Here is a 24,331-nt window from a genome sequence, read left to right on the forward strand (position 1 = left end):
CATAGGAGTCGCCATGAGCACGGATGCAACCACTGAAGCACCGCAGATCCGCAAAGGGCTGGCCGGCGTCGTCGTCGACACCACGAAGATCTCCAAGGTCAACGCGGAGACCAACTCGCTGCTGTACCGCGGCTATCCCGTCCAGGAGCTGGCCGCGCATTGCAGCTTCGAAGAGGTGGCGTATCTGCTGTGGAACTCGGAGTTGCCCGACGCGGACCAGCTGCGGGACTTTACCGCGGCCGAACGCGGCGGCCGCGCACTGGATCCGGTGGTGAAGTCGGTCATCGATTCGCTGCCGGTTGAAGCCCACCCGATGGACGTCTGCCGGACCGCGGCCAGCGTGATCGGAGCCCGCCACCGGCTGGCCGAGGATTCCTCGCCCGAGGCGAACCTAGCCAAGGCCCTGGAGTTGTTTGCGGCGTTCCCGGCGGTCGTGGCCTACGACCAGCGCAGGCGCCGCGGCCAGGACCTGGTGGAACCACGCGACGACCTGGGCTACGCGGCGAATTTCCTCTGGATGTCTTTCGGCGAGGAGGCAGCCCCGGAGGTCGTGGACGCGTTCAACGTGTCCATGATCCTGTACGCCGAGCACTCGTTCAACGCCTCCACCTTCACGGCCCGGGTCATCACCTCCACGCTGTCCGACCTGCATTCGGCCGTCACCGGTGCCATCGGGGCGCTGAAAGGCCCGCTGCATGGCGGCGCCAACGAAGCGGTGATGCACACCTTCGAACAAATCGGCATCCGCACCGACGAATCCCGTGAAGAGGCCGCCGCCCGGGCCCGGACCTGGATGGAGCAGGCCCTGGCGGAAAAGAAGAAGGTGATGGGCTTCGGCCACCGGGTCTATAAGCACGGCGACTCCCGCGTGCCCACCATGAAGGCCGCGCTGGACAAGATGATCGAGCACTACGGCCGCCCCGAAATCCTCGGCCTCTACGACGGGCTGGAAACCGCGATGGCCGAGGCGAAGGACATCAAGCCGAACCTGGACTACCCCGCCGGCCCCACCTACCACCTGATGGGATTCGACACGGACATGTTCACCCCGCTGTTCGTGGCCAGCCGCATCACCGGCTGGACCGCGCACATCATGGAGCAGCTGGAATCAAACTCGCTGATCCGTCCGCTCAGTGAGTACAACGGACCCGGCCAGCGGGCGCTGGGCCGCTAGAACTGCCAGGCCACCCGGTGGCCGGTGTCGAGATTTTCGACGTCGGCCACCGTTTGGTTATCGGGCCGCATCACCACCCGCAGCCGCGGCTGGTCCCCCGACAACGCCAGCGGCAGCCAATGCCCGGCGTCCTGCCACATCAGCCCCAGCGGCAGCCGGTCCACGCGGTGCCAAGACGGGGCAATTTCCGCCGACTCGAGCGGCACGCCGCTCCAGCGCCGCGCGACGAAGAGCGCGGCGTCCATGTTCCACGCCGGCCGGGCCGGAAAGTCGAAGAATATCCGTCCGGCCCGTTCCAGGTCCCCGGGCCTGACGCACACCCCGGTCTCTTCCTGCATCTCCCGGCACGCAGCGTCGCCGTCGGACTCCCCCGCTTCCAGCTTCCCGCCGACCCCCACGATTTTCCCGACGCCGAAGCCGGTCTTCTTCCGGCCGAGCAGCACACAGCTATGCCCGGATTCTTCCCTCAGCAGGAAGCACAAGGCAACGGCAACGGTCATGGGAGCGAGTCTAGCCCGGAACGGCAGCCTGCCCGCTCAGCTCCGCCGCCCTAGCCCAAGGCGCGCGGATGCGCCGCGGCGTACACCTCACGGAGCGTATCCGCGGTGACCAGCGTGTAGATCTGTGTGGTGGTGACGGACGCGTGGCCCAGCATCTCCTGCACCACGCGGACGTCCGCGCCGCCCTCCAGCAGGTGGGTGGCGAAGGAATGCCTCAGTGTGTGCGGAGAAACCGGCTGTGTGATGCCGGCCTTCTCCGCGGCCGCCTTCAGGATGGTCCAGGCGCTCTGGCGGCTTAGCCGGCCGCCGCGGGCGTTCAGGAACAGGGCCGGTGTGCCAAGGCCCCTAGCGGCCAGTCCCGGCCGTCCACGGACCAGATACGCGTCGGCCGCCTGCGCAGCATAGGAGCCCAGCGGCACCAGCCGCTCCTTGGAACCCTTGCCGAAAAGACGGACGACGGCGGGGCCGTCGCCCTGCGGCTCGACACTGACATCGTCAACGTCCAGGCCCACCGCTTCGCTGATCCGGGCGCCGGTCGCGTAGAGAAACTCCAGCAGCGCCCGGTCACGCAGGCCGGTGGGACTGTCCGATCCGGTGGACTCGAGGATCCGGGTCACGTCGGCCACGGAGATGGCCTTCGGCAGGCGCTTGCCGGGCATCGGCGGATGCACATCCGTGGCCGGGTCCGTCTCCGTGATGCCTTCAAGCGTCCAGAACTTGTGCAGGCCGCGGACTGCCACGATAGTCCGGGCCGCCGACCTGACGCTGAGGGCGGCAGCGCCGTCGGACCCGTCGGACAGGGCCTGGGCAAATGCCGTGACATCGTGGCGACTGACCGAGGCCGGCTCGGTGACCGATCGTTCCTGCAGGAACCTCAGGTAGCGGCCCAGGTCCCTGCGGTAGGCCGCCAGGGTGTTGGCTGCCAGTCCGCGTTCCACCGCCATGTGTTGCAGGTAGTCGCCCGCGGCGCGGCCCAGCGCCGTCGCGCTGAATTCGTCTCCCTTGGCTGGCGGGGCCTGCACCGGCAACATGGCTGCTCAGTCCCGGCCGGAGTCGGCGGCTCCGCCGGGACGCTGGCTGGGATGCTCCGGCCACGGGGCATCCGCCGGACGCAGGTTGTCGAAGCCGGTAGCGGCGGCCCGGGCAGCGGCGAGCAGCCCGGCCACGGCCGACGGATTGTGCAGCCGGCCTGCCATCACCGCGTCCACGGCGTCGTCCAGATCCACCCAAAGATGCTCGATCTCGGCTTCCTCTTCGGTACGCTCATGCCGCTGGTCTGCGGGAACCTCGGAAAGGTCCCTGGCTAGATAGATCCGGATCGCCTCGCTGGAGGAACCGGGCGAATTGAAGAAGTCCACCAGCACGTCCCAGCGGCCGGCCACCAGGTCAGCTTCCTCGGCCAGTTCCCGCGCCGCGGCATCCACGAAGCCCTCGCCGTCCATGTCCAGCAGGCCCGCGGGGATCTCCCACAGCGACATTTTGGCGGGCTGCCGGTACTGCTTCAGCAGCAGTACACGCCCCTCCGGGTCCATCGCGAGGATGGCCACGGCACCGGGATGCGCAATGTAGTCGCGCACCAGCGTGGCGCCGTCGCCCCGGCCCAGCGTGAAGGTATCGCTGACCACGTCCCAGATCCGGCCACGGTACACCGTGCGGCTTTCGACCAACGGGCGCGGATCCGGGATGTCGGCGAAGGCGTCCGGCTGCACCGGCACGTCAGACTCCGGACTTTGCCGGAGCCTTGGCTTTGCCGTGGTCCAGGGCTGCCGCGATCAAGCCGGCGAACAGCGGATGCGGCCGTGTGGGGCGTGAACTCAGTTCCGGGTGTGCCTGGGTGGAGACGTAGTACGGGTGCACATCGCGGGGCAGCTCAACGAACTCCACCAGCTTGCCGTCCGGCGAGGTGCCCGAGAAGACCAGGCCCGCAGCAGCGAGCTGGTCGCGGTACTCGTTGTTGACCTCGTAGCGGTGGCGGTGGCGTTCGCTGACCTTGGTTCTGCCGTAGGTCTCGGCCACCACGGAGCCCGACTGCAGGGCCGCCTCGTAGAGCCCCAGGCGCATGGTGCCGCCCAGGTCGCCCTTGCCCTCGACAATGTCCAGCTGCTCGGCCATCGTGGCGATCACCGGGTGCTTGGTGTCCGGATCAAACTCCGTGGATGAAGCACCTTCCAGTCCCACAATGTTGCGGGCGTACTCCATCACCATCGACTGCAGGCCCAGGCACAGGCCCAGGGTGGGGAGCTTGCGTTCGCGGGCGAACTTGAGCGCGCCGAGTTTGCCTTCCAGACCGCGGATGCCGAAGCCTCCGGGCACGCAGATCGCATGCACGCCGCTGAGTGCGGCCGCCGCGCCTTCGTCGGTGGCGCAGTCGTCGGAGGGAACCCAGCGGATCTTCACCCGCGTCTGGTTGGCGAAACCGCCCGCGCGCAGTGCCTCGGTCACGGAAAGGTAGGCATCCGGCAGGTCGATGTACTTGCCCACCAGTGCCACCTCAACGGTGTGCTGCGGATTGTGGACGGCCGCCAGCAGCCGGTCCCATTTGGACCAGTCGACGTCTTTGAACTTCAAGTCAAGGTGCTGCACGATGTACGCGTCCAGATTCTGCGAGTGCAGCGTCTTGGGGATGTCGTAGATGCTCGGAGCATCCGGGCAGCCTATGACCGCGTCGATGTCCACGTCGCACATCCGGCCGATCTTTTCCCGCATGGCGGCGGGGACTTCGCGGTCGGAACGAATCACAATGGCGTCGGGCTGGATACCGATCGAACGCAGCGCGGCCACCGAGTGCTGGGTGGGCTTGGTCTTCAGTTCCTGCGACGGACCGATGTAGGGCACCAGGGACACGTGCAGGAAGAATACGTTGTTGCGCCCGACGTCCTGGCGGACCTGGCGCGCCGCTTCCAGGAACGGCTGCGACTCGATGTCACCCACCGTGCCGCCGATCTCGGTGATGATCACGTCCGGGGATTTCTTGCCGGCGACCGGCTCGGAAGGCAGGCGCATCCGGCGCTTGATCTCATCCGTGATGTGCGGGATGACCTGCACGGTGTCGCCGAGGTATTCGCCCCGGCGCTCCTTGGCGATCACCGTCGAGTACACCTGGCCGGTGGTGACGTTGGCTGAGCCGTCCAGGTTCTCGTCCAGGAACCGCTCGTAGTGTCCAATATCCAGATCGGTTTCGGCGCCGTCATCGGTCACGAAGACTTCACCGTGCTGGAATGGATTCATTGTGCCCGGATCCACGTTCAGATATGGATCGAGCTTCTGCATGGTCACGGAAAGGCCGCGCGCACGGAGCAGGTGGCCGAGGCTTGAAGCCGTCAGTCCCTTCCCGAGCGAGGACGCCACGCCGCCGGTGACGAAGATATGTTTGGTCGTCTTGGACGACTTGGAAAACCGGGAATTTGATCGCTGCACCACGGAATTCGAGCCTATCACCTTTCTGGACGCCCTCGGATCTCAAGGCCGCTCCGACCGCGCTCGAGTGTGTGAACACACACCAGCCGGTCAACTTCTCCCCCGCCGGCGGCGGGGCTGGTCGTAGCTGCAGCAGATGCTACAGCGCCCTGGCACCGTCAATCAGTTCCTGAGCATGTGCGCGGGCGGATTCGGATTCTTCCTGGCCGGCGAGCATACGGGCCAATTCGGTCACCCGTTCCTGGTCGTCGAGCAGGCGGACGTCGCTGGCGGTCATCCCACCGTCACCGCCGCCGGCCGTCTTGATCACGCGGATGTGTTGGTCGGCGAACGCCGCCACCTGGGGCAAGTGGGTCACCACGATGACCTGCACGAAGCGTCCCAGCATGGCCAGGCGGCGGCCGATCTCTACCGCGGCTTTGCCGCCCACGCCGGCGTCCACTTCGTCGAACACGAAGGTCGGCACCGGGTCTACTTCCGCGAGCACTACCTCGATGGCCAGCATCACGCGGGAGAGTTCGCCGCCGGATGCGCCCTTGCCCAGCGGCCGCGGCGGGGCGCCCCGGTGCGGTTTCAACAGGAACGTGATCAGGTCGGCCCCGTGCACGCTCAAGGCCGGCGCAGGTTCAATCCCGATCACCAGTTCGGCCTCGGCCATGGCCAGAGCCGACAGTTCCGTGCCGACCCGGTGGCCCAGTTCGGCAGCAGCCTCCCGACGCAGCGCGGTGACCTCGGCGGATTGGGCGGCCAACGCCTCGTCCAGCCCGGCGACTTCCGCCTCCAACCGCTCGATCCGGCTGGAATCGTCGGTCAGGTCTTCCAACCGGGTGCGGGCCTGTGCGGCCCACTCGAGGACCTCGTCGATGCTGGGCGCGTACTTGCGCACGAGCCGGGCCAAATCGGCGCGGCGCGCTTCGATCTCCTCCAGCCGGCCCGGCCCCTCACCGTCCAGCGATGCCCCGTAGCTTGCCAATTCGGCGGCCACGTCGGCGAGAATGATTCCCACTTCGGCCAACCGGGCGGCCGCCCGCCCCAGCTCGGCATCTTCATCCTGGACCTGCTCCAGCGATCGCTTGGCCGCGTCCACCAGGGTGGTTGCGTCCGGCGAGTCGGTGAATTCCTCGGCCACCAGCGCCTGGTGTGCCACAGTGGCGGCCGCCCGCAGTTCCTCAACGTTGGCCAGTTTCACGGCCACGGCCTTCAGGGCGTTATCTTCGCCAGGCTGCGGGTCCAGTCCGTCGATTTCCTCAAGGGCCAACTGCAGTGCTTCGGCTTCCCGCAATCGTTCGCGTGCTTCAGTCCGCAGCGTCTCCAGCTCGGCTTTGGCTTCCTTCCAGCGGACGAATGACGCTGCGTACCCGGTCAAGGCCTTCGCCAAGGCGGCGCCGCCAAACTTGTCCAGCGCTTCGCGCTGTGCCTGCTGGCTCTTGAGCCGCAGCTGGTCGGTTTGGCCGTGAACCGCCACCAGGTGACCGCCGATCTCTGCCAGCGTTCCCACCGGAGCCCCGCGTCCGCCCACATGCGCGCGGCTGCGGCCATCGGCATTTACCGTGCGGGCGAGCATCAGTTCGGCTCCGCCGTCGAACTCGTCCATGTCAGCCCCGGCTTCACCCGCACGGGCAAGGGCGGGGCTGTCCGCGGCCAGCCGGACCACGGCCTCGGTCACGGCGTTGGCTGCCCCGCTGCGTACCGCGCCGGCGTCGGCGCGGGCTCCCAGCAGCAGGCCAAGCGCGGTGACCACCATGGTTTTGCCGGCGCCGGTTTCTCCCGTCACCACCGACAGACCGGGCCCCAGCGGCAGCGTGGCCTCGGTGATGACGCCGAGGTTGCGGATCCTGATTTCTTCGATCATGTCAGCTCCTCCCGCCCGGCTGCGTATAGTGCGGCTCCACGGTGCGGACCGTCGGCAGCGACGAGGTGGGCGGCTGTTCCTCCGAGGGGCTGACCGGGCCGCGCCATCCCGACGTGGGCAGCTCGAATTTACGTACCAGACGCTCCGAGAACGGGGTCCGCCGGGTGCGGGCCAGCCGGACCGGTTTGTCCGAGCGTGTCACCTCGATCCGGGACCCCGGCGGCAGCTCAAGACTGCGGCGCCCGTCGCACCAAAGCACCCCGTTGGCGTCGCTCCGGCTCAGGACTTCCACCGCCATGATGGAGTCCGGCGCAACCACCAGAGGCTTGGCGAACAAGGCGTGCGCGCTGATGGGCGTCATCAGCAGAGCTTCCACTTCCGGCCAGACCACCGGACCGCCGGCCGAAAAGGCGTAGGCCGTCGAGCCGGTGGGGGTCGCCATCACCACGCCGTCACAGCCGAACGAGCTGATCGGCAGGGCATCGACTTCGACGACGACTTCCAGCATCCGCTGCCGATCGCCCTTTTCCACAGCGGCTTCGTTCAGCGCCCAGGTGTGCCCGATCTTGCGTTTGCCCAGCCACACCTGCACATCGATGGTCAGGCGCTCTTCGACCGTGTACTCGCGGTTGACCACCCAATGGACGGTCTGCGCCAGGTCCGCGCGTTCGCTCTCGGCCAGGAAGCCGACATGGCCCAGGTTGACCCCGAGCAGTGGAACGTCCGATTCCCGGACCAGCTCGGCCGAGCGGAGGATGGTTCCGTCGCCGCCAAGCACCATGCCCAGGTCCACGGAGTCGAGACTGACGTCCTCGTCCAGCGTCTCGCACGGAACGGCTAGGTCTCCGTATGTTTCCCGCATAGGCGCCATCTCTTCCCGGCGCATGACGGGAACCAGCCCGGAGGCGTGGAGTTGGGCGCATGTTTCGTGGGCAGCCGCCATCGCGTCTGCCCGTCCGGTGTGCGCGAGCACCAGTATCCGCCGGCTCATCGCTCCACTCCCGGTTCCTGCCCTCTCGGTTCGTCAATCTGGTCCGGCGATTGGCTGGACACATGCGGGAAATTGGCCATCGCCGCGCCCACTTCCCCCTCCAGCACACTACCCGTTCTGCGCTCCGGTTTGCCCGGCGGAACGCTTATCCACAGGAAATATTCAACGTTTCCGTCCTGCCCGGGGAGCGGGCTCGCCGCCAGTCCACGTACTTGCAGCCCCGCTTCGAGGGCCGACGAGACAACATTTCCCACCGCCCGGAAACGTTCGGCCTCTGAACTGACGACGCCGGTGCGCGCCAGGCGTTCCCGGCCCACCTCAAATTGCGGCTTGACCATCAATAAGAGATTTCCGTTTGGCCGCGTGGCGTTGGCCAAGGCTTCGACGACCAAGGTCAGGGAGATGAAGGACAAGTCCGCGACGGTCAGGTCCACCGGGCCGCCGATCTCCCGGGCCTCGAGATAGCGGACGTTCATGCCTTCGAACACCCTGACCCTGCTGTCCGTACGGATCTGGTCAACGAGTTGGCCGTGGCCTACGTCCACGGCGACTACCTCACGTGCTCCAGAGCGGAGCAGGACGTCGGTGAACCCGCCGGTGGAGGCTCCGGCGTCGAGGCAGCGCAAACCGACCGGGTCCACGGAGGGAAAGGCTGCCAGTGCGCCTGCCAGCTTATGTCCGGCCCTGCTGACGTAATCGGGGCCCGAGTCAGGGGCGACGTCCAGGGGCTCCCCCGGGCCGACGGCAGCCGAGGCCTTGGTCAAGACAGTTCCGGCGCGGCTGACCCGCCCGGCGGCGATGAGTTTGGCTGCGTGTGTGCGGGAGCGTGCCAGCCCCCGGGATACTAGCTCCTGATCGAGTCTAGGCATTGGGTCAATCAGCCTCGGTCTCCAAATCGGCCAACAAACCGTCGTGGATCCGCTGGTACACCCGTTCGTGCTCGCTGACGGAGAGGTCTGGGATCTGGGTGAGTTCGGCGACGATGCTGTTCACGGACTCGTCCCCCGTCGGCTCAGCGGGGGCGGGCCATTGCGGCGGCGTTTGGCTGCCGCTTTCCCGCGAGTCTGGCAGATCCAAGCTTTCCTCCCTAGCGTCGGCCGGCGTACCCATCCGCCGTGAATCAGTCTAATAGCGGCGTTCAGTCCACCAGCTCAGGCGTGGTCGTCGCGGCTTGGTCCGGGTAGGCATTCCACCACGCCGCGCAGGCTGCGCGCCATGTGTCCACATCATCCCGGCTGCCGGAGACGCGGAGTCCACCGTTTTCGATGGCGGCCTTCGCGGCACCGCACCGGAAGCCGGCACCGTCGCGGATGACCGCAGGATACGGCAGATACAGTTCAGCCAGGCTGCCCAGCAGGTACAGCGGCCGTTCCGCTATGCGTGCGCCGAGGACTGCTTCGGGCCCGTCAACGCCGGTCAGCACAACCGCCGTGTCCATACCCGCCTTGTTTCCGCCCAGGATGTCAGTGTCGAGGCGGTCCCCCACCACCAGTGGACGGTGGGCACCCAACGCTGCCGCCGCCGTCGTAAAGATGCCGGCCTCCGGTTTCCCTGCGACCAATGGCACCGCTCCGGTGGCCGCCTGTACGGCCGCAACCAAGGCGCCGTTCCCCGGGGCGATGCCGCGCTCCCGGGGAATGGTCATATCCGTATTGGTGGCGATCCAGAAGGCGCCGGAGGCGATCGCGAAGGATGCCTCGGCCAGTTCCATCCAACCCAGCGCCGGGTCGAACCCCTGGATCACGGCTGCGGGCAATTCCAGAGCAGAGCGGACCGGGATGAATCCCTGGGCAGCTGTTTCATCGGCCAGCGTCTGGCTGCCGGTGACCAGTACTTTGGAACCCGCAGGGATGTGCCGTGCAAGCAGCAGCGCGCCGGCTCGGGCCGATCCGAAAACTTGGTCGGCGGTGGCCGGCGCGCCGAGGTCGCGCAAGTGCGCGGCAACCTGCTCGGACGACCGTGACGCGTTGTTCGTGATGTAGCCCAGGGCCGTTCCGGTGTCGGCAAGTCGTTCCAACGCCTCTGCCGCTCCGGGGACAGCCTGCTGCCCGGCATAGACGACTCCGTCCAAATCGGACAGCAAGGCGTCGTAGCCGGAGATCAGCGGCTTACCGGTCATCGTCCCTGCTGTCCAGCGTATGCGCGGTGCTGGGAGCGTCCTTCTCTTCGGCCTCGATGGGAGCCGGGGCGTCCTTGTCCTCGGATGGTTCATCCGACGCAGAGTCGACCACAGGCGCAGCCTCCCCGTCGGACGGGCCGGCTTCGTCGGCATCTGCCGGCTCGGCCTCAGACGGCGCGGCTTCGCCCGTATCCGCTTGCTCGGCTGCGCCGGCGCCAGCGTGATCCTGCTCTGGGGCTCGGGAATCCTGCAGCGGCCTGCCGGCCGGTTCTGGTTCCTCGCCGACCAAGTCGAGGATCTCGGGCTCGGCAAACTCACCAACGCCTAAGGCATTCTCTGCCACCGCTGCCTGACGCCGCCATTGCTGCGCTTCATCAGCACGGCTGGCTGCGTCCAAAGCGTCCGCATAAGCGCGGAAGAGTCGCGGGCTGTATGAGAAAGCTCGGTTCCGGTCCAATTGCGGAATCTCCAGAGCCGCAACCGCCGCGTCGAACTGTTGCAAATCGGAACGCGCGCCAGAAGCCACAATGGCCAGTTCCACTTTGCCCGCTGAATCGAGTGACTCTGCGTCTTCTGAACGGGTCAGTTCCAGCGCTCTGTCCGGGCGTCCGAGTCCACGTTCGCAGTCGGCCATGACGGGCAGATGCTCGTTAGAACCGCTGATCCTTCGGAACGTGCGGAACTCCCTCAAGGCCTCGCCATAGTGGCCGGCCGCGTACGCGGTCAGGCCCACGGCTTCGCGTACCGGAGCCATCCGCCCACCCCGGCGGCTAGCGGCCAGGGCATGCTGGAAGGCTAGTTCCGGGTCCTCGTCAAGCAGCCGTCCCGCCATCACCAAATGTTTGGCCACCCATTCGGCGTTCTTTGACTCCAAGGTCCTCAGCTGTGCGCGGGTAACACGGTCCAGTTCCGACCCCGAGACATCCTCGTCAATCTCAGGCGAACGCGGGCGGTCCACGCGGTTGGCACTGCGCAGATCGCTGGCGTTGTGCTCACGAGGGCCATCCGAACGGCCATAGGACCGCTCGCCACGATCCTGGCGCGGACGGTCGCTCTGCGGACGACGATCACCGAAGTCACGCCGCTCACCACGGTCCTGACGCGGCCGATCACTCTGCGGACGACGATCACCAAAGTCACGCCGCTCACCACGGTCCTGACGCGGCCGATCACCGAAATCGCGCCGCTCACCACGGTCCTGACGCGGCCGATCACCGAAATCGCGCCGCTCACCACGGTCCTGACGGGGCCGAGCACCCTGCGGACGACGATCACCAAAGTCCTGGCGCGGACGGTCGCTCTGCGGACGACGGTCACCAAAGTCACGCCGCTCACCACGATCCTGACGCGGCCGATCACCCTGCGGACGACGATCACCAAAGTCCTGGCGCGGACCGTCGCTCTGCGGACGACGATCACCAAAGTCACGCCGCTCACCACGATCCTGACGCGGCCGATCACCCTGCGGACGACGATCACCAAAGTCCTGGCGCGGACCGTCGCTCTGCGGACGACGATCACCGAAGTCACGCCGCTCACCACGATCCTGACGCGGCCGGTCGCTCTGCGGCCGACGATCACCGAAGTCACGCCGCTCACCACGATCCTGACGCGGCCGGTCGCTCTGCGGCCGACGATCACCGAAGTCACGCCGCTCACCACGATCCTGACGCGGCCGATCACCGAAATCGCGCCGCTCACCACGATCCTGACGCGGCCGATCACCCTGCGGACGACGATCACCAAAGTCCTGGCGCGGACCGTCGCTCTGCGGACGACGATCACCAAAGTCACGCCGCTCACCACGATCCTGACGCGGCCGATCACCCTGCGGAGGACGGTCACCAAAGTCCCGACGCTCACCACGATCCTGGCCCGGGCGATCACCCTGCGGACGGTAGCCACCGTCGTTGCTCGACCGGCTACTACGATTCTCGTAGTCGGGGCGCTTTCGCGGCCCGCTCTCGCTCGAGTGGTCAGCACCCGACCGGTTGCCGTAGTTGCCTCGGCCTGCACCCCTGTCGTCTCGTCCTTCACGACCCCGGAAATCAGCCATGCCGGAACTCCTCTCAGTGCGGGCCAGGTCGATCGAACCAACCACAGCCATCAAAATCTCTATAAACGTTGTCTTGTTCGGGCGCAGATTTTCGTGGCGCGCCCATACCATCGATCCATTCTAGTGCAGTCAACGGTTCACCTTCTTGCGGTAGGCCGATGCCTGCCTGTGACTCCACTAACGAATCAAAGATTGTTAACGGGGGAAGGCCCCGCCGTCGTTGGCGGGGCCTTCCCTTTGAAAGAATGTCCGGCGGTGACCTACTCTCCCACACCCTCCCGAGTGCAGTACCATCGGCGCTGTGGGCCTTAGCTTCCGGGTTCGGAATGGGACCGGGCGTTTCCCCCACGCTATGACCGCCGTAACCCTTCGTGCACGCCCGGCACCCCTGGGGGTGTGTGGCGGCAAATCTGTGGCTACAAGCTTGTGCTTGGAACTTGTATTCAGTTGTGTTTTGTTCCCCTGGGGACAACGGGTTGTTGTCTGGGAACCACATAGCGGACGCGTAGCATGTTTTTTGATCACCCACCCCGCAGGGGGTGGTGTGGTGTAAGTTGTCGGACTATTAGTACCGGTCAGCTCCACGAGTCTTTCGTCCTCGCTTCCACATCCGGCCTATCAACCCAGTGGTCTGGCTGGGGTCCTCTCCCCCCGAAGGGGATGGAAATCTCATCTTGAAGCCGGCTTCCCGCTTAGATGCTTTCAGCGGTTATCCAATCCGAACGTAGCTAATCAGCGGTGCACTTGGCAGTACAACTGACACACCAGAGGTTCGTCCGTCCCGGTCCTCTCGTACTAAGGACAGACCTTCTCAAATTTCCTGCGCGCGCAGCGGATAGGGACCGAACTGTCTCACGACGTTCTAAACCCAGCTCGCGTACCGCTTTAATGGGCGAACAGCCCAACCCTTGGGACCTACTCCAGCCCCAGGATGCGACGAGCCGACATCGAGGTGCCAAACCATGCCGTCGATATGGACTCTTGGGCAAGATCAGCCTGTTATCCCCGAGGTACCTTTTATCCGTTGAGCGACGGCCATTCCACAATGTGCCGCCGGATCACTAGTCCCGACTTTCGTCCCTGCTCGAGCTGTCGCTCTCACAGTCAAGCTCCCTTGTGCACTTACACTCGCCACCTGATTGCCAACCAGGCTGAGGGAACCTTTGGGCGCCTCCGTTACTCTTTAGGAGGCAACCGCCCCAGTTAAACTACCCATCAGGCACTGTCCCTGACCCGGATTACGGGCCGAAGTTAGATGTCCAGAGTGACCAGAGTGGTATTTCAACGATGACTCCACCCGAACTGGCGTCCGGGCTTCACAGTCTCCCACCTATCCTACACAAGCCACACCGAACACCAATACCAAACTATAGTAAAGGTCTCGGGGTCTTTCCGTCCTGCTGCGCGTAACGAGCATCTTTACTCGTAGTGCAATTTCGCCGAGTTTATGGTTGAGACAGCGGGGAAGTCGTTACTCCATTCGTGCAGGTCGGAACTTACCCGACAAGGAATTTCGCTACCTTAGGATGGTTATAGTTACCACCGCCGTTTACTGGGGCTTAAATTCTCCGCTTCGCCCCCGAGGGGGCTAACAGGTCCTCTTAACCTTCCAGCACCGGGCAGGAGTCAGTCCGTATACATCGTCTTGCGACTTCGCACGGACCTGTGTTTTTAGTAAACAGTCGCTTCCCCCTGGTCTCTGCGGCCCTTACCCGCTCCCGAAGCGCAAGGCTTCTTCACGGTCCGGGCCCCCCTTCTCCCGAAGTTACGGGGGCATTTTGCCGAGTTCCTTAACCATAATTCTCTCGATCGCCTTGGTATTCTCTACCTGATCACCTGTGTCGGTTTGGGGTACGGGCGGCTAAAACCTCGCGTCGATGCTTTTCTCGGCAGCATAGGATCACCGAATCCCCCCATACGGGGGTCCCGTCAGGTCTCAGGCTTCACGAACGGCGGATTTGCCAACCGTTCACCCTACATCCTTGGACCGGGACTACCATCGCCCGGCTCGGCTACCTTCCTGCGTCACACCTGTTAATACGCTTACCTCCCCGGATCGGGTCCCGCGCGCCCCGCCCATACTGGCCCCGAAGGGCACGGATGAACGGTTAGGGCGGTTAGCATCACCGGATTGGCATGGGCGGTTTTTCGCCGGTACGGGAATATCAACCCGTTGTCCATCGACTACGCCTGTCGGCCTCGCCTTAGGTCCCGACTTACCCAGGGCAGATTAGCTTGACCCTGGAACCCTTGATCATTCGGCGGACGGGTTTCCCACCCGTCTTTCGCTACTCATGCCTGCATTCTCACTCGTGTAGGCTCCACCACTGGCTTCCGCCGCAGCTTCACTGCCCACACGACGCTCCCCTACCCACCAGCGCTCCTGAACCACGAAGGCTTGGATATATACGCTGATGCCACAACTTCGGCGGTGTACTTGAGCCCCGCTACATTGTCGGCGCGGAATCACTTGACCAGTGAGCTATTACGCACTCTTTCAAGGGTGGCTGCTTCTAAGCCAACCTCCTGGTTGTCTGGGCAACTCCACATCCTTTCCCACTTAGCACACGCTTAGGGGCCTTAGTTGGTGGTCTGGGCTGTTTCCCTCTCGACTATGAAGCTTATCCCCCACAGTCTCACTGCTGCGCTCTCACTTGCCGGCATTCGGAGTTTGGCTGACGTCAGTAACCTTGTAGGGCCCATCGGCCATCCAGTAGCTCTACCTCCGGCAAGAAACACGCAACGCTGCACCTAAATGCATTTCGGGGAGAACCAGCTATCACGGAGTTTGATTGGCCTTTCACCCCTACCCACAGCTCATCCCCTCCATTTTCAACTGAAGTGGGTTCGGTCCTCCACGCGCTCTTACACGCGCTTCAACCTGGCCATGGGTAGATCACTCCGCTTCGGGTCTAGATCACGCCACTGCATCGCCCTATTCAGACTCGCTTTCGCTACGGCTTCCCCACACGGGTTAACCTCGCGACGTAACACTAACTCGCAGGCTCATTCTTCAAAAGGCACGCCGTCACAGCTACAAGGCTGCTCCGACGGATTGTAAGCACACGGTTTCAGGTACTGTTTCACTCCCCTCCCGGGGTACTTTTCACCTTTCCCTCACGGTACTTGTCCGCTATCGGTCATCAGGTAGTATTCAGGCTTACCAGGTGGTCCTGGCAGATTCGCACGGGATTTCTCGGGCCCCGTGCTACTTGGGATACTCTCCAAGCGGCGTCACGCATTACGGTTACAGGGCTTACACCTTCTCCGGCCGGCCTTTCAAGACCGTTCACCTATACGCACGCACTCACTTTCGCTGTCCGGCAGAACAGCAGCGGAAAGTCCCGCAACCCCGGCCATGCAACGCCCGCCGGCTATCACACATGGACCGGTTTGGCCTCTTCCGCGTTCGCTCGCCACTACTAACGGAATCACTGTTGTTTTCTCTTCCTGCGGGTACTGAGATGTTTCACTTCCCCGCGTTCCCTCCACGCACCCTATGTGTTCAGGTACGGGTCACCCGGTCACTCGCGCGCCGGGCGGGGTTTCCCCATTCGGACATCCTGGGATCACCGTTCGGTTATCAACTCCCCCAGGCTTATCGCAGATTCCCACGTCCTTCTTCGGCTCCTGATGCCAAGGCATCCACCGTGTGCTCTTAAAAACTTGACCACAAAGATCAAAATCAGCTATTCGAGAGAACCAGGACAGCCACACCCACAAGGGGTGGGACCAAACCAGGTTCATCAAAAAAATTGCTTTAAGATGCTCGCGTCCACTATGTAGTTCTCAAACAACAACCCCGTCACCCACCAACACCACACACATAACGTGCACGGTGCCGGAAAAATGCGGGAACAAGAGGAAACCAACCGGCCCCCACCTCGCATCGCTGCAAGACAAAGATCCTGTTGCCTCAGGACCCAACAGTGTGCCAAAAGACGCCCCCCACGACCCACCCCACACGTTCCAGGCACCCCCCGAAAGGGGCACCGTACTGGCATGCGGAGAACCGCGGACAACACCGAATCCGTTGATATTCCACCCATGAGCACCCGCCGGACAACTTGCGTGTCCGCAACGGGCTTGCCCTGCAAACCACCCAACCCGCACAGTGGCGTGTTGGGAACGGTTCGAGGAAGCTCCTTAGAAAGGAGGTGATCCAGCCGCACCTTCCGGTACGGCTACCTTGTTACGACTTAGTCCCAATCGCCGGTCCCACCTTCGACGGCTCCCTCCCACAAGGGGTTAGGCCACCGGCTTCGGGTGTTACCAACTTTCGTGACTTGACGGGCGGTGTGTACAAGGCCCGGGAACGTATTCACCGCAGCGTTGCTGATCTGCGATTACTAGCGACTCCGACTTCATGGGGTCGAGTTGCAGACCCCAATCCGAACTGAGACCGGCTTTTTGGGATTAGCTCCACCTCACAGTATCGCAACCCATTGTACCGGCCATTGTAGCATGCGTGAAGCCCAAGACATAAGGGGCATGATGATTTGACGTCGTCCCCACCTTCCTCCGAGTTGACCCCGGCAGTCTCCCATGAGTCCCCGCCATTACGCGCTGGCAACATGGAACGAGGGTTGCGCTCGTTGCGGGACTTAACCCAACATCTCACGACACGAGCTGACGACAACCATGCACCACCTGTGAACCGGCCCCGAAGGGAAGGACTGTTTCCAGCCCGGTCCGGCCCATGTCAAGCCTTGGTAAGGTTCTTCGCGTTGCATCGAATTAATCCGCATGCTCCGCCGCTTGTGCGGGCCCCCGTCAATTCCTTTGAGTTTTAGCCTTGCGGCCGTACTCCCCAGGCGGGGCACTTAATGCGTTAGCTACGGCGCGGAAAACGTGGAATGTCCCCCACACCTAGTGCCCAACGTTTACGGCATGGACTACCAGGGTATCTAATCCTGTTCGCTCCCCATGCTTTCGCTCCTCAGCGTCAGTTACAGCCCAGAGACCTGCCTTCGCCATCGGTGTTCCTCCTGATATCTGCGCATTTCACCGCTACACCAGGAATTCCAGTCTCCCCTACTGCACTCTAGTCTGCCCGTACCCACTGCAGACCCGGGGTTGAGCCCCGGGCTTTCACAGCAGACGCGACAAACCGCCTACGAGCTCTTTACGCCCAATAATTCCGGACAACGCTTGCGCCCTACGTATTACCGCGGCTGCTGGCACGTAGTTAGCCGGCGCTTCTTCTGCAGGTACCGTCACTTTCGCTTCTTCCCTGCTGAAAGAGGTTTACAACCCGAAGGCATTCATCCCTCACGCGGCGTCGCTGCATCAGGCTTGCGCCCATTGTGCAATATTCCCCACTGCTGCCTCCCGTAGGAGTCTGGGCCGTGTCTCAGTCCCAGTGTGGCCGGTCACCCTCTCAGGCCGGCTACCCGTCGTCGCCTTGGTAGGCCATTACCCCACCAACAAGCTGATAGGCCGCGAGTCCATCCAAGACCAAAAAATCTTTCCACCCACCACCATGCGGTGACAGGTCATATCCGGTATTAGACCCGGTTTCCCAGGCTTATCCCAGAGTCAAGGGCAGGTTACTCACGTGTTACTCACCCGTTCGCCACTAATCCCCGGTGCAAGCACCGGATCATCGTTCGACTTGCATGTGTTAAGCACGCCGCCAGCGTTCGTCCTGAGCCAGGATCAAACTCTCCGTTAATGTTTCAAACAGACACAGCACCAAAGGCCGGGAAAACGACCAAAGACACTGCACTAAATTCAAACCAGGCTGATAAAACCGCGACACACCACAGGGGCGGCACGCCACGGCACTTCAACCAATAAATAATTGGTATCAACAAACTTGGCACACTATTGAGTTCTCAAACAACAGGAGCAAACGAATACTTCAGCAAAAGAATTTCTTTGAAATCCGCTTTGTTTTTCTTCGTTGCGATGTTTCTACTTTATTTCATTCTTTTTCTTTCTGTCAAATCCGCGTTTCCGCTTCATTCACTTCAGAAAAAGCTTGGTCCCAGCGAAAAGCTCCAGCAAATTTGCCTGCACACTGGGCGCATGACTAACCGCTGTCGTTTTTCGAAGGGGTTTTGTCGCGATCCGGCCGGCTGTTTCACAACCCGCGGCGGCGACTCAGAAAACATTACACGGCACCGGCACCGCCCGCAAATCGCTGGAGCGTGATGCCCGCCACCGATGCGGAGGGGCCCGCCGTCGGCCTCCGAAACGGAGGAAAACAGCGGGCCCCTCGGTCAAGCAGTCGGCACGACTGCCGAGTGGCTTCGTCAGCCAGACACTTCCACCATGGCAAGCGTGCGCTTGCCGCGGCGCATCAACAGGTATTTGCCGTGCAGCAACTGGTCAGCTCCGACAACGGTGTCCGGGTCGGTGATTTTCAGGTTGTTCACGTAGGCCCCACCCTCTGCCACCGTCCGCCGTGCCGCCGAATTGCTGGCGGCCAGACCGGACTGGACCAACAACTCGATGATTCCGGTGGTCTCCGGACCGGCAACTGCACTGGGCAGCTCCGCCGTGGCAGCAACCAGGGTGGACTCGTCCAACTCGGCCAACTCTCCCTGCCCGAACAATGCCGAGGAGGCAGCGATCACCTTGTCGGTCGCATCGGTTCCGTGCACAATCGACGTCACCTCGTAGGCCAGCGTCCGCTGGGCTTCACGGGCGTGCGGCCGCTCGGCCACCGCTCGTTCAAGCCCTTCGATTTCCTCCCGGGAACGGAAGGTGAAGACCTTGAGCCGCTGGACCACGTCGGCGTCGGCCGTGTTGAGCCAGAACTGGTACATGGCGTAGGGGCTGCACATGTCCGGATCCAGCCAGATGGCGTTGCCCTCGCTCTTACCGAACTTGGTTCCGTCCGAGTTGGTGATCAAGGGCGTGCCGATCGCGTGCACAGCGCTGCCCTCCACCTTGCGGATCAGTTCGATGCCGCTGGTAAGGTTGCCCCACTGATCCGATCCGCCGGTCTGCAGGATGCAGCCGTACTGCCGGAACAGCTCCAGGTAGTCCATGCCCTGCAGGATCTGGTAGCTGAATTCTGCGTAGCTGATGCCCTCGTCGGAATTCAATCTGGAGGCGACGATGTCCTTCTTGACCATGGTGCCGACGCGGTAGTGCTTTCCGATCTCGCGCAGGAAATCCAGCACGCTCATCGGCGCAGTCCAGTCCAGGTTGTTGACCATGCGCGCGGCGTTGTCGCCGTCGAAGTTTAGGAAGCGCTGGACCTGCCCCTTCAGCCGGTCCACCCACTCGGCGACCGTTTCCTTGGTGTTCATGGTGCGCTCGGCGGTGGGCCGTGGATCGCCGACCAGGCCGGTGGAGCCGCCCACGAGTCCCAGCGGCTTGTGCCCGGCCAGCTGCAGCCGGCGCATGGTGAGCAGCTGGACCAGGTTGCCCAGGTGCAGACTGGGTGCTGTCGGGTCGAAGCCGCAGTAATACGTCACCGGGTCCCCCGCCAGCAGTTTCTCCAGTTCAGCCTCGTCGGTTGAAACGTGGACAAGTCCGCGCCACTTCAGTTCCTGCCAGACGTTGGCGAAACCAGGGTCGTTGCGTTGCGAAGCGAGAAACGTATTATTCACGGATTCCAAAATATCAGCCTTCAATTCCCTCAGGGACCTCGCCCTCGGCCAACAGCCGCAGCCGCTGGGTCGGACGGGTCATGGCCACGTAGAGGTCGCCGACGCGGCCGCCGGTGCGGTGCAGTAGTTCACCAGGTTCGAGCACCACCACGGCGTCGAACTCCAGACCCTTGGCCTCCTGCGGGCCCAGCACACTGATGTCCTGTTCCAGCCCGCCCGCTCCGCCGCCCACCCGGCGGCCGTAGACCGCGGCCAACGCGCTCCGGACCTCCGGCAACTGACGATCGGCGGCGATGACCGCCAGCAGGCCGCCGTTGGCAGCATCGAGTTCCTCGGGCATGATCGCCAGCAAGTGTTCAACCGTGCGGCCGGCCGGCACCCGGTCCACGACCGGGTGCCAGCGCCCGTCACGCACGGCTTTCGGGGCCGACACGACCTGGCCGGCGGCGTTCGCCATCCGGACCGCTGCCTGGGCAATCTGCGCTGGCGTGCGGTAGTTCACGGTCAGTTCTTCGAGCTGCCAGCGGCTGCCCGCGAACGGCTCAAGTGCCTGCTGCCAGGATTCCGCGCCGGCCGCCGAGCTGGTTTGCGCGATATCGCCGACCACGGTAAACGACTTGAGCGGGCAGCGGCGCATCAGCAGGCGCCACTGCATAGCGGACAGCTCCTGCGCCTCGTCGACCACGATGTGTCCGAAGGCCCACGTGCGGTCGCCGGAAGCTCGTTCGGCGGCGGTAAGGCGGTTTTGCTGCGCTTGGTTGTAGCCGGCCAGATCCTCGGCGCTGACCAATCCGTTGATGCCGATGTCACGCAGCGACTGGTCGACGTTTCGCAGCGACTGCTCAGCATTGGCGATGTCGCGGGCGCGGTCTGCGTCCTGCTGGGCCTTTTCACGCCCGGACGAGGCATCCATCTCGCCGAGCAGCTCGGCAGCTTCGTCGAGCAGCGGCACATCGGATTCGGTCCACGGCGCATCCGCGGAACGCAACAGCACGTTGCGTTCCGCATCGGTCAGTTCCGGGGTCGCAGCCTCAAGATGGGCCGGCTTGCTGAGCAATTCCCGGATCAGCTTTTCCGGCGTCAAGGGCATCCACGCCAGATTCAGCGCCACCCGGACATCGCGCGACGTCCGCACGTCTTCGGCCAGATAGGCGCGGTCCGCGTTGTTGCCCGGTCCCGAGGACGCCTCCAGGGCTTCGCGCAGCTGGTCGGTCAGCTCGCGCAGCAGGATCTTGACGAAGGTCACCCGGGCGGCGTTGTGCGGTTTGCCGGTGGCCCGTGCGCGGTCCCGTGCCCGCGCCACCTGGCGCGGGGTTAGGGTCAAGATGGTGCCCTCGACGTTGAGCTTGCGCGGCTCCGCCGGCAGCCTCTGCCGGTTCGCTACCGCGTTGGCCACGACGTCGGCCATGGACAAACGGCCCTTGATCTCGGCCGCGGCCGGGTCGGTTTCCGGCACTGCGCGGATTCCGGGCATCAGCCCACCGAGCGTTGACATGACGACGCCGGTTTCACCCAGCGAGGGCAGCACCCGCTCGATGTACTTCATGAAGGAGTTCGACGGTCCCACGAGCAGCACGCCGGCTGACTTCAGCCGTTCGCGGTGCGAGTACAAAAGGTACGCCGCGCGGTGCAGGGCAACGGCGGTCTTGCCCGTTCCGGGGCCGCCCTGGACCACCAGGATCCCCGGCATCGGTGCCCGGATGATGCGGTCCTGTTCGGCCTGGATGGTTCCGACGATGTCGGACATGGCGCCGGTGCGCTTGGAGTTGAGCGCCGCCAGCAGGGCGCCTTCGCCCTGCAGCGACGCGCCCTCGGCCAGCATGGTCGAATCGAGCACGTCGTCTTCAATGCCCTTGACCTGGTGCCCCTGCAGGATCAGATGCCGGCGCCGCCGCACGCCCAGCCGTTCAAAGGCAGTGGCCTGGTAAAACGCTCCGGCTTCGGGCGCACGCCAGTCCACCATCAACTGCTGCAGGTCCTTGGTGCTGAGTCCGATGCGTCCGATGTAGCGCCGGTCGCCGTCGTCCAGATCGAGGCGGCCGAACACCAAGCGGTCATCAACGGCGTTAAGCTGGGCCAGTCGGTCCTCGTACATGGTCGCGAACGCATCACGTTCGGAAATGTTCTGCATACTGCCCACTGCGCCGCTGCCGCGGACCCGGGCCAGTTGCTCCTGTTTTTCGGCGCGCAGTTCTTCCAGCCGGCGGTACAACCCGGCGACGTAGGCGCGCTCATGTTCAAGCTCGGCGTGGGCCGAAAGCGATTCTGGCATGTGTGTGATCCCTCCCCAAAAGGCAGACCGTCCATTCTACTACCGGGACGGTGGATTTTCCTGCGAGCAGAACGACGGCGGGCAGGCGCGCGCCTGTCCGTTCGCCGCGGGCGGAGTTATTGGCTACTCGCGCACCAGCGAACGGATGCGGTGTCCCGCCAAGGCGGACCTGCCGCGCAGTGCCGAGAGCTCGAGGACCACGCCGAATCCGGCCACCTGGACTCCGGCCCGTTCAAACAGTCGGCAGGCGGCGCCGAGCGTCCCGCCGGTTGCCAGCACGTCGTCCAGGATCAGCACCCGCGAACCCGGCAACAGATCGTCCGCATGGATTTCCAGCGTGGCGGTGCCGTACTCCAGCGTGTAATCCTCGGAGATGGTTTTCCGGGGTAACTTGCCCTTCTTGCGCACCGTGACGACGCCCGTGCCGGAGGCATAGGCCGCGGCGGCCGAAAGCAGGAAGCCGCGGGCCTCCACGCCGGCCACGGCGTCAAACTGGCCCTGGAACGGGTCGATCAAGGCATGCACCACTGCATGCAGCGCTTCCCCGTCAGCGAATACAGGAGTCAGGTCCCGGAAGACGACGCCGGGCTGCGGATAATCCCGGACCGTCTCCGAAAGACGGTTGACCAAGGTTTCAACTGATTCGCGAGGGCGTTCATTCACCCGTCCACCCTACCCGCTGCCGGCACGGCGCCGAGGTTTCGCGGCCCGGTACGGAGAGACGGTTGGGTCACCTTCCAGCCAAAAGCGCCACGGGTAAGCATCGGTGCCACCCTCGCCGCTGACGCCCACCCGAGGCCCGTTCCGCACGTGCTGATGCGATGCCTGGACCGCCGGTCGGGTCAGCGCCAAGCCGCCGGCAGCGACGGCGCGGCCGTTGTCGACCAGCCCCAGCCCCAGGGCTACGGCCAGCCGGGCCGGCCCCCGCGCCAACTCGGCATCCCGCTTGGCCGAGGTCCGCCGGCTGCGGGCAAGGTCCAGGCCTTCGGTGACTTCACCGGCGCGGAGCAAGGCACCGGTGGCCTGGCCTTCATGGCCGCACACGATGTTCACACAATGGTGCATCCCGTAGGTGAAGTAGACGTAGATATGCCCCGGCGGGCCGAACATGACCTTGTTACGGTTGGTCAGGCCGCGGAAGGCGTGCGAGCCCGGATCGTGCTCCCCCATGTAGGCCTCCACCTCGGTGAGGCGCACCGCAACGGTCCCTTCCGCCGTCGTATGCGCCAACCGGGCACCGAGCAGCCCGGGTGCCACCTCCACGGCAGGCCGGCCAAGCCAGCGCAGCAGAGCTGCATCCACTAGGCGGGTTGGAAGCGCTGGTAGAAGCGGGCCAAGGCCTCGCGCCGGTGCGCCGAGTCATGTACCTGCCCGCCGCCGAGCATCGTGGCCAGCGCGTCCAGCCGCATGTGCCATCTGGCCATCAGGCTGCCCGCCGAGGTTTCCCGGCCCAGGTTGTGGACCAAGGTCAGGCGGGTCCTGCCGTCCTCCGGTTCCAGCATCCAGTGCACGGTGCCGGTGCCCTCCGGTGCGGTCCAGGTGTAGTCAAGCCTGCTGCCCGCGAGCACATATTCGACGTCTCCGCTGACGGTCTGTCCCGGCAGATTGAATTCGACGGCGCCGCCGGCCTGCAGTTCCACCCGACCGGGTCCGAGCCAGGCCCCGAGCATTTCCGGCTCGGTCAAGGCCGCCCAGACCCGGTCCCGGCCGGCGTCGAGCAACCGCTCGAAGCGCACGCAGGTGTGGCCGGAATCGCTCTCTACCGTGCCCATCGAATGCGAGAGCTGGTACAGGCGGGAATACGCTTCCCGCAGCGGGGTCCAACGGTCAATTTCCGTATCTGGCCGACGCCCGGCCGCGACCTCGGCCAGCGCGTCAAGGATGGTCTGCCAGCCGGCACTGCCTTCGGTCAGGAATTCAGGCCCCTCGGCGCGCGACCTGAACTGCAGCAAGGTTCCGCCATCGCTTTCCAGCACCCGCCATTCAATCACCGACTCCTGACCGAGCTCGTCTTCCCACGTGATCTGCAGGCTCAACGGCGGGTTCAGCTGCAGCACCGTGCCGCTGGACATGCCCCCGCCCAGAACCAGCTCGTAGGTGCGGCCCAGCTCCCAATCGGCGTCCAGTGTACCGAGCCACTTGGCGACGTTGTCCTTCTCTGCCAGCAGGCTCCAGATGTAAGTGTGCGGGTAGTCGAGTTGGCGGTCGAAGGCCAAGACGTAGTCCCCGTCCACGCGTTCGATCCGGCCCTCCGGAACCAGTTTTTCCTCGTCCTGGCTCAGCGTCGACATGCTCGCTCCCTCGGCTCAGTGGCTACGCCCCCCTCGCTTCACAAACTACCGCAGAGACTTTTGCTACCGGTCGGTAACTTATGCCGGCGGCGGT

General features: G+C 64.3%; 18 protein-coding genes and 3 rRNA genes. 2 read left to right on the top strand and 19 right to left on the bottom strand.

Annotated elements, in window-relative coordinates:
- The first annotated feature begins 13 nt into the window (after positions 1-13).
- Entirely contained in the window at positions 14-1,174 is a 1,161-nt protein-coding gene (locus MNQ99_RS12200) for a bifunctional 2-methylcitrate synthase/citrate synthase (RefSeq protein ID WP_241913116.1), read from the top strand.
- On the opposite strand, the gene MNQ99_RS12205 is transcribed toward MNQ99_RS12200, so the two are convergent.
- The 14 genes from MNQ99_RS12205 to MNQ99_RS12270 form a co-directional block, all read right to left on the bottom strand.
- Positions 1,171-1,674 carry an 8-oxo-dGTP diphosphatase gene (locus MNQ99_RS12205; RefSeq protein WP_127514518.1) on the bottom strand — a complete coding sequence of 168 codons (504 nt, stop codon included), beginning with the start codon at positions 1,672-1,674 and terminating at the stop codon, positions 1,171-1,173. The genes MNQ99_RS12200 and MNQ99_RS12205 overlap by 4 nt on opposite strands.
- 50 nt (positions 1,675-1,724) lie before the next feature.
- Positions 1,725-2,705, bottom strand: a complete 981-nt coding sequence (xerD, locus tag MNQ99_RS12210) for a site-specific tyrosine recombinase XerD (protein ID WP_241913117.1) — start codon at positions 2,703-2,705, stop codon at positions 1,725-1,727.
- Positions 2,706-2,711: 6 nt separating this feature from the next.
- Positions 2,712-3,383, bottom strand: coding sequence for an NUDIX domain-containing protein (locus MNQ99_RS12215; RefSeq protein ID WP_241915357.1), 672 nt, complete (start codon positions 3,381-3,383; stop codon positions 2,712-2,714).
- A 7-nt stretch (positions 3,384-3,390) separates the two neighbouring features.
- Complete coding sequence (locus MNQ99_RS12220) at positions 3,391-5,112, bottom strand: CTP synthase (RefSeq protein WP_127514522.1); 1,722 nt, start codon at positions 5,110-5,112, stop codon at positions 3,391-3,393.
- Between the two features lie 118 nt (positions 5,113-5,230).
- Positions 5,231-6,943 (bottom strand): DNA repair protein RecN, encoded by a 1,713-nt coding sequence (gene recN / locus MNQ99_RS12225; protein WP_241913119.1) that lies wholly within the window; start codon positions 6,941-6,943, stop codon positions 5,231-5,233.
- Position 6,944: 1 nt separating this feature from the next.
- Positions 6,945-7,934 (bottom strand): NAD kinase, encoded by a 990-nt coding sequence (locus MNQ99_RS12230; protein WP_127514527.1) that lies wholly within the window; start codon positions 7,932-7,934, stop codon positions 6,945-6,947.
- Positions 7,931-8,803, bottom strand: coding sequence for a TlyA family RNA methyltransferase (locus MNQ99_RS12235; RefSeq protein WP_241913120.1), 873 nt, complete (start codon positions 8,801-8,803; stop codon positions 7,931-7,933). The genes MNQ99_RS12230 and MNQ99_RS12235 overlap by 4 nt, the downstream gene beginning before the upstream one ends.
- Positions 8,804-8,807: 4 nt before the next feature.
- Positions 8,808-9,011, bottom strand: a complete 204-nt coding sequence (locus tag MNQ99_RS12240; protein WP_241913121.1) for a hypothetical protein — start codon at positions 9,009-9,011, stop codon at positions 8,808-8,810.
- Between the two features lie 61 nt (positions 9,012-9,072).
- The gene (locus MNQ99_RS12245) at positions 9,073-10,053 is read right to left on the bottom strand and encodes an HAD-IIA family hydrolase (protein WP_241913122.1); all 981 of its coding nucleotides are present in this window, start codon (positions 10,051-10,053) and stop codon (positions 9,073-9,075) included.
- The gene (locus MNQ99_RS12250; protein WP_241913123.1) at positions 10,043-10,927 is read right to left on the bottom strand and encodes a hypothetical protein; all 885 of its coding nucleotides are present in this window, start codon (positions 10,925-10,927) and stop codon (positions 10,043-10,045) included. The genes MNQ99_RS12245 and MNQ99_RS12250 overlap by 11 nt, the downstream gene beginning before the upstream one ends.
- A gap of 5 nt (positions 10,928-10,932) precedes the next feature.
- Entirely contained in the window at positions 10,933-11,958 is a 1,026-nt protein-coding gene (locus MNQ99_RS12255) for a hypothetical protein (RefSeq protein WP_241913124.1), read from the bottom strand.
- 398 nt (positions 11,959-12,356) lie between these two features.
- A 5S ribosomal RNA gene (gene rrf / locus MNQ99_RS12260) occupies positions 12,357-12,473 on the bottom strand.
- A gap of 180 nt (positions 12,474-12,653) precedes the next feature.
- A 23S ribosomal RNA gene (locus tag MNQ99_RS12265) occupies positions 12,654-15,781 on the bottom strand.
- 478 nt (positions 15,782-16,259) lie between these two features.
- Positions 16,260-17,783: ribosomal RNA gene (locus tag MNQ99_RS12270) — 16S ribosomal RNA — on the bottom strand.
- Together the 16S, 23S and 5S rRNA genes form the textbook arrangement of a ribosomal RNA operon.
- 155 nt (positions 17,784-17,938) lie before the next feature.
- Here MNQ99_RS12270 and MNQ99_RS12275 point away from each other — a divergent pair.
- Positions 17,939-18,265 (top strand): hypothetical protein, encoded by a 327-nt coding sequence (locus MNQ99_RS12275; RefSeq protein WP_241913125.1) that lies wholly within the window; start codon positions 17,939-17,941, stop codon positions 18,263-18,265.
- Positions 18,266-18,366: 101 nt separating this feature from the next.
- Here MNQ99_RS12275 and tyrS read toward each other — a convergent pair whose 3' ends face one another.
- The 5 genes from tyrS to MNQ99_RS12300 all read right to left on the bottom strand — a co-directional run bounded on the left by tyrS (position 18,367) and on the right by MNQ99_RS12300 (position 24,237).
- Positions 18,367-19,683: a tyrosine--tRNA ligase gene (gene tyrS, locus MNQ99_RS12280; protein WP_241913126.1), complete on the bottom strand. Its 1,317-nt coding sequence runs from the start codon at positions 19,681-19,683 to the stop codon at positions 18,367-18,369.
- A 4-nt stretch (positions 19,684-19,687) separates the two neighbouring features.
- Positions 19,688-21,946 carry a HelD family protein gene (locus MNQ99_RS12285; RefSeq protein ID WP_241913127.1) on the bottom strand — a complete coding sequence of 753 codons (2,259 nt, stop codon included), beginning with the start codon at positions 21,944-21,946 and terminating at the stop codon, positions 19,688-19,690.
- Between the two features lie 123 nt (positions 21,947-22,069).
- On the bottom strand, positions 22,070-22,609 hold the full coding sequence (locus tag MNQ99_RS12290) for an adenine phosphoribosyltransferase (protein WP_127511673.1): 540 nt from the start codon (positions 22,607-22,609) through the stop codon (positions 22,070-22,072).
- 9 nt (positions 22,610-22,618) lie between these two features.
- Positions 22,619-23,248, bottom strand: coding sequence for a DNA-3-methyladenine glycosylase (locus MNQ99_RS12295; RefSeq protein ID WP_241913128.1), 630 nt, complete (start codon positions 23,246-23,248; stop codon positions 22,619-22,621).
- Entirely contained in the window at positions 23,248-24,237 is a 990-nt protein-coding gene (locus tag MNQ99_RS12300) for an SRPBCC domain-containing protein (RefSeq protein ID WP_241913129.1), read from the bottom strand. The genes MNQ99_RS12295 and MNQ99_RS12300 overlap by 1 nt, the downstream gene beginning before the upstream one ends.
- Between the last annotated feature and the right edge of the window lie 94 nt (positions 24,238-24,331).

It is taken from the genome of Arthrobacter sulfonylureivorans (assembly GCF_022637435.1).
Classification (GTDB): domain Bacteria; phylum Actinomycetota; class Actinomycetes; order Actinomycetales; family Micrococcaceae; genus Crystallibacter; species Crystallibacter sulfonylureivorans.